Source organism: Bradyrhizobium sp. USDA 4516 (assembly GCF_054055915.1).
The window spans coordinates 2,053,370-2,068,198 of record NZ_JBSRXT010000001.1; the positions used below are offsets into that span (position 1 = coordinate 2,053,370).

The 14,829-nt window shown below is 59.4% G+C and carries 13 protein-coding genes; 3 read left to right on the plus strand and 10 right to left on the minus strand.

All coding sequences use genetic code 11. The features are described 5' to 3' along the window. Positions 1-51: 51 nt before the first annotated feature. The 6 genes from ACVI1L_RS09585 to ACVI1L_RS09610 all read right to left on the minus strand — a co-directional run bounded on the left by ACVI1L_RS09585 (position 52) and on the right by ACVI1L_RS09610 (position 4,445). The gene (locus ACVI1L_RS09585; RefSeq protein WP_063790068.1) at positions 52-585 is read right to left on the minus strand and encodes a DUF1993 domain-containing protein; all 534 of its coding nucleotides are present in this window, start codon (positions 583-585) and stop codon (positions 52-54) included. Between the two features lie 115 nt (positions 586-700). After that, positions 701-1,276: a cytochrome P460 family protein gene (locus ACVI1L_RS09590; protein WP_076825104.1), complete on the minus strand. Its 576-nt coding sequence runs from the start codon at positions 1,274-1,276 to the stop codon at positions 701-703. A 215-nt stretch (positions 1,277-1,491) separates the two neighbouring features. Further along, positions 1,492-1,743, minus strand: coding sequence for a GNAT family N-acetyltransferase (locus ACVI1L_RS09595; RefSeq protein WP_057016340.1), 252 nt, complete (start codon positions 1,741-1,743; stop codon positions 1,492-1,494). Between the two features lie 42 nt (positions 1,744-1,785). Next, positions 1,786-2,523: a peroxiredoxin-like family protein gene (locus ACVI1L_RS09600; protein WP_057016341.1), complete on the minus strand. Its 738-nt coding sequence runs from the start codon at positions 2,521-2,523 to the stop codon at positions 1,786-1,788. After that, complete coding sequence (locus tag ACVI1L_RS09605; protein ID WP_057015983.1) at positions 2,520-3,455, minus strand: LysR family transcriptional regulator; 936 nt, start codon at positions 3,453-3,455, stop codon at positions 2,520-2,522. The genes ACVI1L_RS09600 and ACVI1L_RS09605 overlap by 4 nt, the downstream gene beginning before the upstream one ends. 303 nt (positions 3,456-3,758) lie before the next feature. Next, on the minus strand, positions 3,759-4,445 hold the full coding sequence (locus ACVI1L_RS09610; protein ID WP_076824859.1) for an antibiotic biosynthesis monooxygenase family protein: 687 nt from the start codon (positions 4,443-4,445) through the stop codon (positions 3,759-3,761). A gap of 458 nt (positions 4,446-4,903) precedes the next feature. Between ACVI1L_RS09610 and ACVI1L_RS09615 the strand changes: the two genes are divergently transcribed. Then, a complete protein-coding gene (locus tag ACVI1L_RS09615; protein ID WP_456782771.1) occupies positions 4,904-5,995 on the plus strand; it encodes an ATP-binding protein in 1,092 nt (363 codons plus the stop codon). 107 nt (positions 5,996-6,102) lie between these two features. Further along, positions 6,103-6,507 carry a baeRF12 domain-containing protein gene (locus tag ACVI1L_RS09620; RefSeq protein ID WP_456782772.1) on the plus strand — a complete coding sequence of 135 codons (405 nt, stop codon included), beginning with the start codon at positions 6,103-6,105 and terminating at the stop codon, positions 6,505-6,507. A gap of 167 nt (positions 6,508-6,674) precedes the next feature. Here ACVI1L_RS09620 and ACVI1L_RS09625 read toward each other — a convergent pair whose 3' ends face one another. Continuing rightward, positions 6,675-7,730 carry an LLM class flavin-dependent oxidoreductase gene (locus tag ACVI1L_RS09625; protein WP_076824853.1) on the minus strand — a complete coding sequence of 352 codons (1,056 nt, stop codon included), beginning with the start codon at positions 7,728-7,730 and terminating at the stop codon, positions 6,675-6,677. An 889-nt stretch (positions 7,731-8,619) separates the two neighbouring features. Between ACVI1L_RS09625 and ACVI1L_RS09630 the strand changes: the two genes are divergently transcribed. Beyond that, positions 8,620-11,169, plus strand: a complete 2,550-nt coding sequence (locus ACVI1L_RS09630) for an ATP-binding protein (RefSeq protein WP_245311313.1) — start codon at positions 8,620-8,622, stop codon at positions 11,167-11,169. Positions 11,170-11,420: 251 nt separating this feature from the next. On the opposite strand, the gene ACVI1L_RS09635 is transcribed toward ACVI1L_RS09630, so the two are convergent. From ACVI1L_RS09635 to trpC, 3 genes are all read right to left on the minus strand, one after another. Beyond that, positions 11,421-12,164, minus strand: a complete 744-nt coding sequence (locus ACVI1L_RS09635) for a response regulator (protein ID WP_057015984.1) — start codon at positions 12,162-12,164, stop codon at positions 11,421-11,423. Positions 12,165-12,541: 377 nt separating this feature from the next. Beyond that, on the minus strand, positions 12,542-13,351 hold the full coding sequence (locus tag ACVI1L_RS09640; protein WP_076824849.1) for a class I SAM-dependent methyltransferase: 810 nt from the start codon (positions 13,349-13,351) through the stop codon (positions 12,542-12,544). A 422-nt stretch (positions 13,352-13,773) separates the two neighbouring features. Continuing rightward, positions 13,774-14,619, minus strand: coding sequence for an indole-3-glycerol phosphate synthase TrpC (gene trpC, locus ACVI1L_RS09645; RefSeq protein WP_076824847.1), 846 nt, complete (start codon positions 14,617-14,619; stop codon positions 13,774-13,776). Between the last annotated feature and the right edge of the window lie 210 nt (positions 14,620-14,829).

Here is a 14,829-nt window from a genome sequence, read left to right on the forward strand (position 1 = left end):
ACTCCGCGAATAGCGATTTTGAAGACTTCAGCACCGTGCCGCGCCCTGCCTTCACGAGTAGTCGCCGCCGCTCTGCTGACTGAGATTGCCGAGGTAGTCGCGCTTCCCGATCTTTGCTCCGGCGTACCGAAGGATCGCGTGCGCAATCGAGATGTGAAAGAAGAAGTCAGGCAGCACCAGGTGACGGATATAGTCGTCGCCGCCGAACCACCCGCGCACGATAGGCGGAGTCAGCTCGTAGGTGTGAGACTGCGCGCCGGCAATCTCATCCGGCTGCATGTTTTGCAGGAAGTCGCGCGTCTCGAGGAGACGCGCCTTCAATGCCGGATACATCATGGGGGTGGTACGGCGTGCTGGCGCGTCGCGCTGCATCAGCTTCGCCATGTGCGCATGGACTTTGTTGCAATTTACGAGGAACTGCTCTCCGAAAGTTAGCATATCGGGCGCAAGCCGCTCGCCAAGGATCCTTCCGGGTTCAACACCGCCGACTCGCTCCAGCGCCTGGGCGTGGTCGAGATAGTCGGCCATCACGTTCAGTCCGTGCAGCATGACAGGGACCGTGACGTCATACACTGAGAAGGACACGCCGAACTCCGTTCGCTCATTCGTGCTTGACCTTCCGCCTTGGCGCACAAGCGCACGGAATTCGACATTGAATTCAGCGATGCCGCGGCGGGCGGAGGTCTACGCATACGGTCGTCTAGTGACGCAGGACGGGGTATCCATTCACGTAAATCCAGTCCGTGGCCTGGGCCGGCACGTGGCACCCCTGACAATCGGAATGGTAGTCCGTCGAGGTGGTCTTGAGCGGCTTATCGGCGTCGAACCACGACCACCCCCACCCGTCGCCCCACAATGGGTTGCCCGGATGCGTTCCCTTGCCGTCCCTGACCATCACGAACCAGCCCTGGAGCTTGTCGGCGTGGCTCACCGTACCCGTGGTCATCTCGTTCGTTGAAGTCGCGAATACCTCTTTCACCAGAACGGCACCATCCGGGAAGTGGCCCGTCTTCCGATAGGCGTCGATCGCACCCGGGGATGCATAGACGGCGTGAACTTCTTTCGAGCCCTGGCCGCTGTCGGCGGCAATTGCCCAGCTGCCGAGCGCTTGGTAGAGGGTTCGGTAGTCCGCCGGCACGCGCAGGTGCCCTGCGGCATCCACCACGTCCGCGGCCGGGCCGACCGGCCCAGCTCCGCTGATCTGCGCGAGCGCCGTCACGGTGCCGGCGACCAGCGAGACGGCGACAGCCAATCCGACAGTCTTCGAGAATTTCATTGACGGTCTCCTTTGCCGTCCGCGCGGCGTGCTGACTTGGCGCGGTTTCAATCACTGGTTCAATCGCCGCGGAGCCGACCGCATGCGCTTGGCTAGCCAGCCTCAAAGATCGGACGCAGCCGACAAAATTAGAAATTCCCTTTGGACATGTATTCGATAGGCGCAAGGTATTGTCGCCCAAGAGCGCTGCGCGGTGGCGTCCCATCCGTCCACGATCAGCCGTCGAGGAGTGCGCCGTACTCGGAATGCCGAGACGCGTAGAACGACATGAAGGGGCACTTTGCGATCACTCTTTTCCCGCGGCTTCGCAAGGCTTCGAACACGCCATGCGCCAGCCTCGACCCGTACCCCTGGCCAGATAGCTCTTGCGGCACCTCCGTGTGAAGCAGGACGACGCGTCCGTCTTCGATCTTGTAGTAGGCGACTGCGAGCAAGCCGCCGCCGAGGGGCATTTCAAACCGGCTCATTGCCGGATTGTCCCGGAGGTCACTGTCCACCTTCGGCCCCCTTCACCTGGATGTCGAAGCGGCCCGGCGCAGCGAAGCCAGGATTTGCGCCGGATCTTCCCGTATTGTGAAGTCAGGCTCGACGAATGCGCTGCGGATCCGGCCTTCCGCGTCGATCACGTAGGTCGCGGGAATCGGCAACATCCACGTTGATGACCCGTGCCGTGCGCCGAAGTCGAACCCTAAGCCGGAATAGTGTGCCTTGGTCTCGTCGGGCACCCGGAACAGGACGCCATACGACATGGCAACGCCGTAGTCGACGTCGGAGAGTACTTTCAGGTCCAAGCCCAGGTTTCGCTTGAGTTGCCGCGGAAAGTCCCTCGTCTCGGGCGTCACGACCGCGAGGGTCGCGCCGATGCTCTCGAACTCATCCTTCGCGGCCTGGAGGGCACAGAGCTCAGCGGTGCAGAACGGGCACCAGCCGCCCCGGAAGAAGCTCAGGACGAGGGGTCCGTTTCGGCGCAGCTCTTCAGAAGAGTGAAGACGGCCATCAGCGTCCGGCAAAAGGAAATCCGGCGCGTCGTCTCCGACCTTCAACGCGTGCGATGCCACGTCTGTATCGCGGAGCCAGCCCACGAGGTGGTTGTATGACTCCCAATCCGCGGCGCTGAACGTCGTCAGCAACTCGGTGCGCATCCGGGCGAGTGTCTTGTCGGTTTGGCTTAGCATCGGCAGGGAGTTGTCAAGCTGAGGATCGACGGGTTGGAAGTGGTTTGTCGACTGGGTGCGTGTGTGGGTCATGCGGACGCTCTCGTCACATCCGAAACCGTTGCGTTCGGTCCGGCCCGGTCGGTGACTTCGAATGACCAGTCGCGAAGGCGCGCGACCTTGACGAAAGCGTCAAGCGCCGGCGAGTAGCGGCGCCCCTGCACGGCCAGTAACCGCACCTCCCGCGAAACCGGCGAGCCTTCGAGCGGTATGGTCTTGAGCGCTGGAAGGCGAGGCATGTGCTCGGGCGCGAGGATCACGCCAAAGCCGGCGGCGGCCATGTGCTGAAGGTGCAGGTCGTGACCGCTGCAATGGCCAAGTTGGGGCGGTTCCTCAGGGAAATAGGACTGCCGGATCTTCACGGCTACGTCACAGTCGGCGCGTTCCAGCAAGATGGTCTCACGGAGGTCGTCGATGCCGATCGAAGGACGGTTTGCCAGTCGATGTGTCGGCGCAAGGACCGCGACGTAGCGCTCCTCGAACAGCGACCAACCGTCGATACGATCGGGCACGTCCTGCACGTCCCCGACCATTGCCGCGCTGATCTCCCCCTCAAGCAAGAGGTCGACGAGCTTGTCAGTCGCGACCTCGCGCAGCTCGACGTGGAGGCCGGGAACGAACTTCGCAATCTCCGCGATCGGATCGACGACAAGCGAGGCCGAAATAGACGGGGCGAGGCCGATCTTCAGTGGCGCGACGTCCTTGCGCTGGAACTCCTGGGCTCGGCGACGCACGGCCTCTGCCGAGGCCAGCGTCCGCTCCAGCATCGGAAGGACTTCCTTTCCTAGATCGGTGAGCTGCGTCAGCTGACGCTCGCGGTAAATCAACTGGCCGCCGAGTTCCTGCTCGAGCTTCTGCACCCCCTTGGTTAGGGCGGGCTGCGTGACATTGCACTGCTCGGCCGCGCGGGTGAAGTTGAGCGTCGATGCGACGGCGAGGAAATAGCGAACTTGATGAAGCTCCATGGGGTGCGTTCTCTATCAAGGTGCGGCTGTCGATACTGACGGGCCTTCTCCACGACGTGGCGGGCACGTCAAATCATAGGGCGTAGATGCAACTTGCATGCGCACATTGAAACGGCCTGTCCTATTGATTTGGACGCACGGACACGCTTTCAGGAGCTTCTGAGAGCCGAGGCTCGCTCTGCGAAGTCGGCCGAGAACAGGACGTCCCCAAGGCGAGCCAGCGTCCCGGGAAGCTCCGCCTGGCGGGCTGGCGCCATCCCAAGCGGGGACCCGGTCTTGACGGCGCCTTCGCGACGGAGCGCGTCAGACAAGAAGGGTCTCACCGCCCTTGGTATCTGCGTAGTATTGCGGCGCCTCGCGACGGTCGTATTTCCCATAGTCGCGAATAATCCGGACCCTTCGGACTCTTGCCTTGTCGATCGGCGCGAAAGCATCCTCATAGGCCCGCGCTGCAGCGGCGTCCTTCCAGCATATGAGCAGAATCAGGTCGCCGGGCGTCAGCACCGCATCGAAGATGTCCCAGGACATACAGTCGGCAGCCCAAGGGTTCAGTCCGAGCCATTCGGCGCAGTCGTACGGGTTGTCGGTCCGCTTCCATTCCGCGGGGCGAGTCGCGTTGATCAGCGTGACCGTCGTTCCCTCCCCGACCTCAGTCTCGTCGAGCCGCTGCTCGGTCAGAACGTATCCCGCAGGCAACTGGTTGTCGGCTGTGATCTCACCAACGCGCAAGTGGTAGTCCGCGAGGATTTCGTCGCGGCTCTTCTGCTGGACTTCGCGGTGGCGCATGTTGGTCCGCCAGCGGACAAGTGACTTCTCGTCCCGCCAGCTCGAAAGCGAAAGGAACCACCCGTCGCGGATCAGGCTCTTGTAGCCGATGTTGTCGACGAAGCCCTGGACGCGCTGCAGTTCGGGGCACAGCATCTTGGCATTGTCAAGGTATTCATCCCAATTCCCATCATTCGGGCGGATCTCGAAAATCACAGAAAACATGATCGTATCTGGCTCCTGGAACGCTTCGACGTACCCGATCTCGATGTTACGCGCCGGCCAAGCGCAATATGGTTGAAGCATCGAATTGCCTGCGGCGAATGGGAAGTGACGTCACGCCATAAAGTCGATAGCCGGGCGTTATGATGGCCGCAGGCGTTCAGCATCGGGCCGGCGTGCACCAAGCGGCTGCTTCAGCAACCTGTCTCGCCCATGAGGTCACCGCACGCCGATTGGGCGTCGCAAGGAGTTCCGCTCGGCAAGTCTCGCTGGGTAACCGGCGCGCCTCCGCTGCAGCTAGTCACCGGCCTTTCAGTCAATCCGATAACGCTCGGCTATCGACTTCATGGCGAGAGGTGATTTTCCTTTCGTCCGTCATGAACTCAGTCTCCAGGCATGAAGTTCGCGTCCAGACGGGCAAGTCGCTGTTCCCCTGAAAGATCGCAGGTCAGAGGTCCGATATGCAGATCAAAGAGACAATCGGCGTTTCATTGCCCAGCTCTGTCGAAGTCCCGCCGCTAGAGGATGTGGTCGTGCTCGTGGACAGCGCTGGCGTCGCGCTCGGAGTAAAGTGTGCGTTTAGCGCAAGGGTGCGAGGCACCCGTGACTGCGGTTGCGGTCTCATCGCCTCCAAGTACGTGGAGATCCCGCTCGTCGGGTCCGATGGCGAGGTGTCCGGGATTTTATGCCATACCGGCGCGACCTCCGACGCGCGCGGTGTGGTCGCTCCTCGCAGGCGAAATGGGATGCGCGCCATAACGGAGCCGACGCAGCTCCTGGTCCACAACATCAACAACCTCCTTGTCGTGATCGACAGCGGCTCGTTGCTACTGGAGGGCCAGAGCGACGCCGCACACCGAAAGGCCGTTCTTGGCAAAATGCAGGAGGAGATTGCACAAGGCGCGTTGTCCAGCCGGCCGCTCGACGCCGAGCAACCATGCCCGAAGCCGATCGACGGGTTTGTCTCAGGCATTCGCCTCGCAGCGATCGCAGGCACGCTTTACTGGACGTTGCCCGCGGACATCGCGGTCCGCATCGACATCGCCCCTGACTTGTGGGCCTTCAATGCCGACCCGGAGGAGCTGTACTTCGCTTTGCTGGATCTTTGCCGAAACTCGGCCAATGCCATGCCAAGGGGCGGCACGATATCGGTCACGGCACATAACGTCGAGCCCTCCGCCGACGCGGCCTGGAGATTCGTCGAGATCGTCGTCGCCGGCGACGGTGACGGCACGCCCGAGAAGGCCCTCTTGCCGGCCCCGTATTTCACGACAGAGGCCGAAGGCGGCACGGGCCGCGGGCTCACCCAGATCCGGCGCTTCGCTGAAGGACGGGGCGGCACGATCTGTATTAAGAGCGAGCGGGGTGCCGGCACGCAGGTACGTCTCTTCCTCCCGCGCGTGCACACAGCTCCGCTCCAAGGCGCTATCTTCGGCACGGAGATCGCGTACAGGCCGTCATCCAACGGCGGAGTATTTTACGTTGTAAGCCCAGCAACGGCCATGACGCCCTCTTGGCCGGCGAACAACTCTGGAGACCACTTCGACAAGTAAGCCCGTGATCCGCTTGGTCGTCTCGACCGTCCGGTCGACCGCAATACAGACCACTTGTCGGGCAAGCAAGTGTCGTAGCTGTCGCATCCTGAAGAGGAGATCTTTCGATGATTCTACCTATCGGTACGACAGTAGCAGTCGCTGACGGCAAGACGATTCGCATGTTCCACAATACAGGCGTGAAACCCGGGGTACACTTGGTCGAGATTACGGCGGCTTCGCCTGTCCGGTTCCCCACCAGCTCGAGTGCACGGGCTCACGTCGGCGTTGTCAACTTCCAGGGCAGGCGGCTCGTCGAAGACGACTTCGCGGCGATCACGGCCGCATTCCTGAACAAGCTCTGCTTGGACGGGACCATAGAACACCTGGTCGTTGTCTCCGACCAAAGGACCCTAGGTAAGATGCGCAAGCATTTCCACGGCGACCTGAAGGGAAAGATCATAGGTGAGCTCCCGAATGATTTCAGCGGGCGACCGCTCGAGGACATCGCCTCACTCATCGCCGACGCTTGACCTGCCCTCTGGAAACGACTGGCAGGCAAGCCTGTTCTGTCAAAGCCCGCGCGAATAGCTACGATCAATTAGTCCCGCAACCGATTTCGAAGGCGATGGAGCTGCTGATCCTCACTGCTCAATGAGCCAATGTCCTAATGCATTACCTGCGGCGCGGGCCATCGCCTTCAATGACCCTCCCCTTGCGCGTCTGACGGATGCCGCAAGAAATCGGGAATGATGGTCGATCGCAAAGCCGCGATCGTTTGGAGCGATGCCGCAAGCGGCAAATTTCCGAACGCGAGTTGGCACATCAAGTACGTAGCCCCCGCCTCAACGGCTTGCTCCTCGAGCGCCTCTCGCACGGTGGATGGCGATCCGACCAAGCAGAACCCCTCCTCCTGTGCCTCTTCAAAGGACTTCGGCAGATTCGGCGGTAGGGGCAAATTGCGAGTTCGCGAAAGGAAGGTAAATGTCTCGAACCATTGCGCGTAGGCGGGAGCTGCAAGAGCATTTGCCTCAACGTCCGACTCGGCTATCACGACAATGCGAACCATGCCGAGCAATGGCATCTTCTGCGTTGGTCGCGCTATCCAATGCGCGCGGTACTCATCCGTGATTGACCGAATTGCGCTGCTCGTTCCGACGCACGCGATGTTGATCGAATTCTGGGCCGCCCATCGAGCCGTTTCCGGCTTCGTCGTCCCATACCATAGCGGCGGATGCGGCTTTTGGATCGGTGAGAGCGTGATCGGCACGTCAGGGATGCTGAAATGACGGCCGCTATACGTAAGGGCGTCCGCTTTCATCGCTTTGATAACGATTTCGACTGCCTCGTTGTAGCGATCTTGCGCCTCAGCGATCGCAACGCCAAAAAACGACAGTTCGAGCGGGACGCCGCCGCGGCCGATACCAAGGTCGAGTCTGCCCCCACTCAGCTGATCCAGCATGCAGATCTCTTCAAATGCACGCAACGGATGATACAGATTCAACAACATGACCAATGGCCCGACCCTCAGCCTGCTTGTACGTTGCGCCACGGCGGACAAGAACAGGTTGGGTGAAGCGGCCAGGCCGTGTGGCGTGCCATGATGTTCGGCGACGTGATAGGAGCGAAAGCCAGCCTCATCGCAAGCTGAAGCGATTTCTAGTCGGTCGTTATACTGCTGGCGAAGGTTGCCGCCTGCGTGATCCAAATGATCAAAGACACCAAAGCTGAGGGCTGGCGACATTGCGTGGTTCATAGCAGCTTCTCCTTAATCTCATGCTCGGACGTCAGATCGCCTAGCTGGCTGTCCTGGTGGTCTTCGAAGTAGCGCCGGCCGCATAGACCGGTTGATGTGACGAGTCCCTCAAGCTTCGCGAGCATTTCTCTTTGATCATGCTTCTTCGCTTGGACATATGTCGCGAAGCGCAGACCGTCCAATCACCTCCAGCTATCGAAACGATAGCCAGGCGGTCGCGGCATAAGGTGTTTAGATTAGTGGCGTCGGTTCACTCGATCGAAACGATGCGTGACATTGATGAATTGGGATCGTTGATCGACGTTCGTCGCGACAGACCGCGCGTTAGCGCGGCTCATTAATCCCGCTACCAGTGGCTAGTGCCAGCGTCGACCCAAAGGCTTCGACGATATGCTTGACCGATTTGACCAATGCCCCTCAGACGAATCCCTTGCCTGGAGCTCCATCGGTGAGCCGACAAATCGCTATAGCGACTGTAAGCCAGCGAAACTATCACAATTGTAACGCGCTTCATCCGCGTTGAAACCATGCTGTGACCGCTTGTCGCCTCATACTGTCGCGCAATTCGACACTAGCGTGCCCAGGACGAATTGGCATGAGATGAAGACTGAGATGGTCTCAGCCTTTCCAGCTCTTCCGGGGAGTACCAGCTCATACAACGCGTCGGCTACGACCTCAGAATAAGCAGCGAAATTGTGCAGGCGACTTATGCGCGCGCGGCGCGCGCCTTTTGGAGCTGTCGGCCCAACCCGTCTGAGTTCGGGAGCCTCGCGCATGGAGGGTGGTCACCGACTGCTGCTCCCTTAAGCGGCACAGCAATCGCCTCTGTCCAAACGAGATTCCTCGGGTTGGGGCCAGATCGGAAGTGACTCTTCTGTCAAGACTGTTCGTGCTGGTGGCAGTTGCACTTTTGCCGGCGATCGCGATACAGGGATACAACGAATTCGATCGACGGCGTGCGCGCCAGTTCGACGTGCAGGACCATGCGCTTAGCCTCGCCAAGCTTGCGGCCGCGGACCAGCAACAAATCGTCCAGGGAATTCGCCAGGTCTTGATCGCGCTGTCGGAACTCCCATCAATCAAGTCGAGGGATAGTTCGCGATGCATTGCTTATCTCAGCGCGATAAAGCAGCGGTTTCCGGCATTCATTACCATTATCGTAACCGACTTGAACGGGCTTAGCTTTTGTCACACTGACGGCAAGCAGGTTGCCGTTGCCAAGCGCTCATACTTCACCCGCGCACTCGCAACCGGCGCTTTTACGGTCGGTGAGTTTTCGATAGGCCTATCGTCCGACCGAAACGTTATACAGTTTGCACTGCCGTTCTACGACGACAACCGGAGTATGGGCGGCGTCATCATTGCGAGTCTCGGTCTGGACTGGCTTGGCGACTACGTCGCTCGAAAGGCTTCGACAGGGTCCGCGCTCGCCGTCACAGACCGCAACGGCACCTACCTCGCTCGCTATCCCGATAACGACCGGTTTGTCGGAATGAAGATGCCCGGGTTCAAGCATCTGATGATGGACGGCCGCGACGCGGTCGATATTGTCGACGTCGATGGTATTGAGCGAATTCAAAGCCGCGCCGTCCTCGAGGACGAGTCTGGCGGATTCGTGATCAGCTTCGGTCTCGATAAGGCGCAGGCTTTCACCGAGATCCAACGTGAGACGCTGCGAGATATCCTTCTCATCCTATTGAGCACTACGCTGGTGTTGGCGCTCGCATCATTAGGCGCCCGACAGTTTATCCACCGACCGCTTGGACGGTTGGTGGATGCCGCAAACCAATGGCGACGGGGCGAGTTTTCCCGACGTGTGGACATTGGCGCAGATGGGGAAATCGCGCTAGTTGCCGACGCGTTCAACACTATGGCTGATGCGTTAGAGTGCCGCGAGAGGGAATTGTCCAAAGCGAAGGATGCGGCCGAAGAAGCCGCCGCTCGGATCACGACCATCTTTGAAAGCACGAATGACAGCGTGCTCATCGTCGATCGGGACTGGTGCATTCAGTACCTTAACGGGCCGGCCTGGGCGTCGATCGCCGAGGGCCATGATATCATCGGCAAGACACTGTTCGAGGCGTTTCAAGACGATCGCCAAATTGAAGTCTTGCAACAAATCGAAGAGAAGACTTCAGAGCAACAGCCGGCATTCGTCGAAGTGTACTGCCCACGTCGAAATATCTGGTACGCAATCAATGCGTTCCCTTCAAGCCAAGGCTTCGCGATTTTTCTCCGCGACATCACCGAGCACAAGCATGCATTGGAGGCTCGACACCAGATGGAGGAACAGCTCCACCAGAGCCAGAAGATGGAGTCCGTCGGTCAGCTTACTGGCGGTGTCGCGCACGATTTCAACAATCTGCTCACGGTCGTTTCCGGGAATCTCGAACTCGTCGAGACGGCTACGGATGTCCGCAAGGTCCGCAAGTACGCCGCTGCCGCGCAGCGTGCGATTGACCGTGGGACAAAACTGACAGCACAGCTCTTGGCGTTTTCAAGGCGCCAAACACTGAATCCAAAGGTGTTCAATGCCGGCCAGCGCATTTCAGAGTTTCAAGATCTCGTTCGTCAGGCGGTCGGAGCGGGATACGAAGTCAAGCTTAGGACCGATGATCAATTGTGGCTATGCTATGTTGATCCATCGCTGCTAGAAACCGCTCTGCTCAACTTGGTGCTGAACGCACGCGATGCCATGCCCGATGGCGGCGCGCTCCAGATTGAGACCCGAAACATCGTTGTAGAAGAAGGTGCCCTGACGGGGTGCGTGGCGGGACCCTACGTCAGGCTATCCGTAACCGACACAGGGTGCGGCATACCTCCGGAAGTCCAGGATCGGGTGTTTGAACCGTTTTTCACGACCAAGGAGGTTGGCAAGGGAACCGGGCTTGGTCTCAGCATGGTCTATGGCTTTGTCCGACAATCCGGAGGACATGTCGCGATTGAAAGCGCGCCTGGAGAGGGAACCACGATTTCGTTGTATTTGCCTAAAGCAGCGCAGAAAGCTGAAGTCGAGGAAGACGTCAAACCGGCTCAATTGATAACGTCCGGCTCGGAACGCATCCTGTTGGTCGACGACAACAAGGATATTCTCGAGGTCACGTCGGAAATGCTGACCATGCGCGGGTATCAGGTTTCTTGCGCCCGTAGCGGAGCGGAAGCGCTTCGAATGTTGCAAAGCGACCAGGAGTTTGAATTATTGCTTACAGATATCGTGATGCCAAACGGCATGAGCGGAGTTGAGCTTGCACGCGACGCGCGGCGACTGCGGCATGGCATCAAGATACTGCTCACATCGGGATACGCGAGAGATGCGTTGCAACGGCATAATGCCGTGGATGAATTTCCGATCATCCGCAAGCCTTTTCGCCTTACAGAGTTGGCGCGCAGCATTCAGGCAGTCATGAAGTGTACAAAATCCGCGACCGCTGACCGATAGGCTCGCGTCACTGAATTTTGTCGCGGTCTCCTTCGAGCGCGAGCGTCTAGGCCGCGAACCGTTCATTCAGTTGATGAATGACGCGCAGGCCAAGATCTCTCCGTTCAAATCTCTTCGGGCGGGCATGGCGGGTATAACCGATGAGGTCGGAGGCCATGGTATCGAACTCATTTTCAGCTCCCGCAATTTAGGAAGAAGTTCATCCAGGCCTTTTTCGTGAAATTTGCGCCGGCAAGGGCTGACCTCCAGTATCATGAAGCCTCCACGGAAAGAGTGAAGACGTAGCCGACACCGCGTTCGGCGCGAATGATGGAGCGGCCGTGCTCCGCGTCCCCGAGCTTTCGGCGCAAGCGCATGACTTGCATGTCGATGCTGCGGACAAATGCGTGGTCGTGGACACGTGTAGCCTGCAGCAGATATTCGCGTGAAAGGGGCCTTTGCGGCGCCTCAAGAAATGCCCGCAACAGCGCATATTCGCCCTTGGTGAGGGCGACCGGGTCACCGCGCGGATTGGTGAGACGGCGTGTCCGCCGTTCGAGCCTCCATCCGCCGAAGCAAAGGTGGCCCGCTTCATTTCGGCTCCGCCGCTTGGTCAATCCAGCCTCACGGCCTCTCAAGACAGCGCGGATACGAGCCAGCAATTCCCTCAAGCTAAACGGCTTGTTGATGTAGTCATCAGCTCCTAGCTCTAGCCCAACGACTCGATCGGCTTCGTCCCGGAGGCGTCCAGTAATGATAATGATGGGTATACTGGATAGAGCGCGAAGTTCGCGAAGGAGATCGAGGCCACATTCTTGCCCGAGCTGCAAATCAAGCAAGATCAGATCGGGTTGAATTCTTACAAGCAACGGCGCCACTTCGCGCGGCCGAGAGGCGCAGACCACGCGGACGCCATATTCTCCCAGATAGTTCGTCATCAAGTTGCGCAAATCATGATCGTCGTCGACGAGGAGGCAAGTGACGTCGGAGCGGCCTTCCGGGCCGAATGATGTCATGCGCGGTCTCAACACTTGAATGCCACGCCCGCGGACCTCAACGAGTGAGAAGCCTTGATCCTGGCTTAAAGTCCAGTGCTCCGGCAGGCCGGCGTTTCCGCCCGCCATAGTTCGTTCCGGGCACCTCAGCGTTGCTCGATGAAATCTGCGTCTCAACTGCCCAATTGTCGCAGTCCGCAACGAAATCGTCCAATGCGCGGCGAATATGGTTTTCATAGCTGCGGAGAATGCTTCCGCGTCCGCTCGGCATCGTTCGTATGCCGAGGCGAGTTGCGGACCAGGTCTTATCAGCGAGATCAACCGACCATACGGGGCGTACCGAAAGCGCATCGATCGCGGAGGTCTCGCACAACTAGTCCATCAATGGACAGGCGCCGTCAGACGCGCGACCAGCCGCAATGCTGATGAGCAAAGCCGATCTGAGCATGGGCTCCGGTCACCGCTTGACGCAGGTGGATCTCAAGTCTGTCGATATCGATCTCGCCGGGTGCGGCAAGGCCTATTTCCTCAGCTCTCGGCAACAGCGTGCGCAAGGTCTCTGCCGCCCATGCGTAAAGAGGCGAATCAGGGCTGCCTCCCACCGGGGTCTCCGAAAACAAGCGCGGCGATCTAACCCCTGCTTTGTGGAACAACTCCACCATACGAGCACCGGCATCCGGGTACGTGACAACCGAGCGAAACGTCTTAGAGATGAGGTCGCCGGTATTCTCCCACAACGGCACCATGGGAAAGGACCACCACGTCCCGAGAAGGAACACCTCATGGAAGGCAACTACGCCCCCCGGCCGCAGATGAGTGACCGCTGCGCGGATCAGTGCCACCGGGTCGCTCTGGTGCACCAAGACATAGCGACCGATAGCCAAGTCGAAGTTTCCAGGACCAATCATTTCGGAGGCATCGCCTTCCACGAACTCGATATTTGCATGACCAGCGGCGCGCGCCCGGTCACGCGCCATTGCGATCGCAGCGGCATTACGATCGATCGCGACGACGGCTCCGCACGCTCCGACAATTTCAGCTGCGAGCATGGCCACATCCCCTGCTCCGCAACCGAGGTCGACGACTCGCATGCCTGGAGCCAACCCGATCTCGCGAAGTAGCCGCGTCGTGATCGGGCGCAGGTTGTCTGCCTGCAGCATCAACCGGCGAAGCTCCCGCTTCGAATGCCCCAAAACGTAATCTTGCATCAAACAGTCTCCCGTGTTGCGCTGCGGTCCGGATGGTCGATATCGGCGATTTCTGACTGAACCTACCTAACGCTTTCAGTGCATGGTGGCCGTTCGCTGTCACATCAGGATTACAATTTCCCATAACTCAGCTACGGCGGTGATTGTGCGGCACCTGCTGGCGAGGAAAGCTGCCAGCTCGAAAAACGGATGATCATCCGAACGGCAACGATCTCTAGCAGTGCCGTACATTGGCCGTTGAATGTATCGGGCCGGTGTTTGTCATGGCAGGGCGTTTACGATATCCGCAAGCTCGTCGAAGCCTGGATATGCAAGGACATCGACCGCGCGGAGCTTAAACTACTGCCGCTCTGCATCTCTCCGTGCAAGCTGCTATCAAACTGAGGCCAACCGTGCCAAGGCTACTCGTGCGATCCAGCTCGCTATACCGTTCCTGCCGATCGCTCCGAACCCCGACCGGCGCCGGCGCTAACCCTGTGCCGCGTGAGAAGCGAGCGCGCTGCTGCCGCCACATCGGGCTGCCGCATCAAACTCTCGCCGACCAAGAACGTCGACATGCCGACCCGTTCCAGCCTAGCCAAGTCATCCGGCGTGAAGATGCCGCTTTCGCCGACCATCAGTCGTTCTTTCGGTATCAGCGGCGCCAGCGCCTCGCTGGTGTCGAGCGTGGTGTCGAAAGTGCGGAGATTGCGGTTGTTGACGCCGATCATCGGCGAGCGGAGTTTCAGCGCGCGATCAAGTTCGGCGCGGTCGTGGATTTCGATCAAGACGTCCATGCCGAGCGCCAACGCGGTGTCCTCGATTTCCTTCGCGGCACTGTCATTGAGCGCGGCCATGATGATCAAGATGCAGTCGGCGCCATGTGCGCGCGATTCAACAACTTGATATGGGTCGAAAATGAAATCCTTTCGCAACACTGGCAAATCAGTTGCCGCGCGCGCCGCGACCATAAAGTCGAGGCGTCCTTGGAACGAGGGCGTATCGGTCAGCACCGACAGGCACGCCGCGCCACCGGCCTGGTAGGCCTTTGCGAGCGCCGGCGGATCGAAATCGGCGCGAATGAGTCCCTTTGACGGAGAGGCCTTTTTGATCTCGGCGATCAGCGCATACTCCCCGGCCGCATGCTTATCACGGACCGCGCTGACGAAATTGCGTGGCGGTCGCGCCGTCTTCGCGCATGCTTCGACTTCGGAAAGAGGACACGCTCGCTTGGCGGCGGCGATCTCCTCGCGCTTATAAGCTTCAATCTTCTTCAAGATGTCTGACATTGGCACCTCAATTGTCGACGTTGCGATTTCTTCGAAAGATCGTCGTTTCGCCAACTGAGTACAAATCAACCGTCATCGACGCAAAGTCACATCTTAGATAGCGCCGCGTTAAGAAGTAGAGCGCCGCGCAATGCCATAAACTAGACAATCGCAAGGGATTGCTTCGGCGAACTGCCTCCCGGCTGATAGGAAAGCCGCGCCATTCTTCAC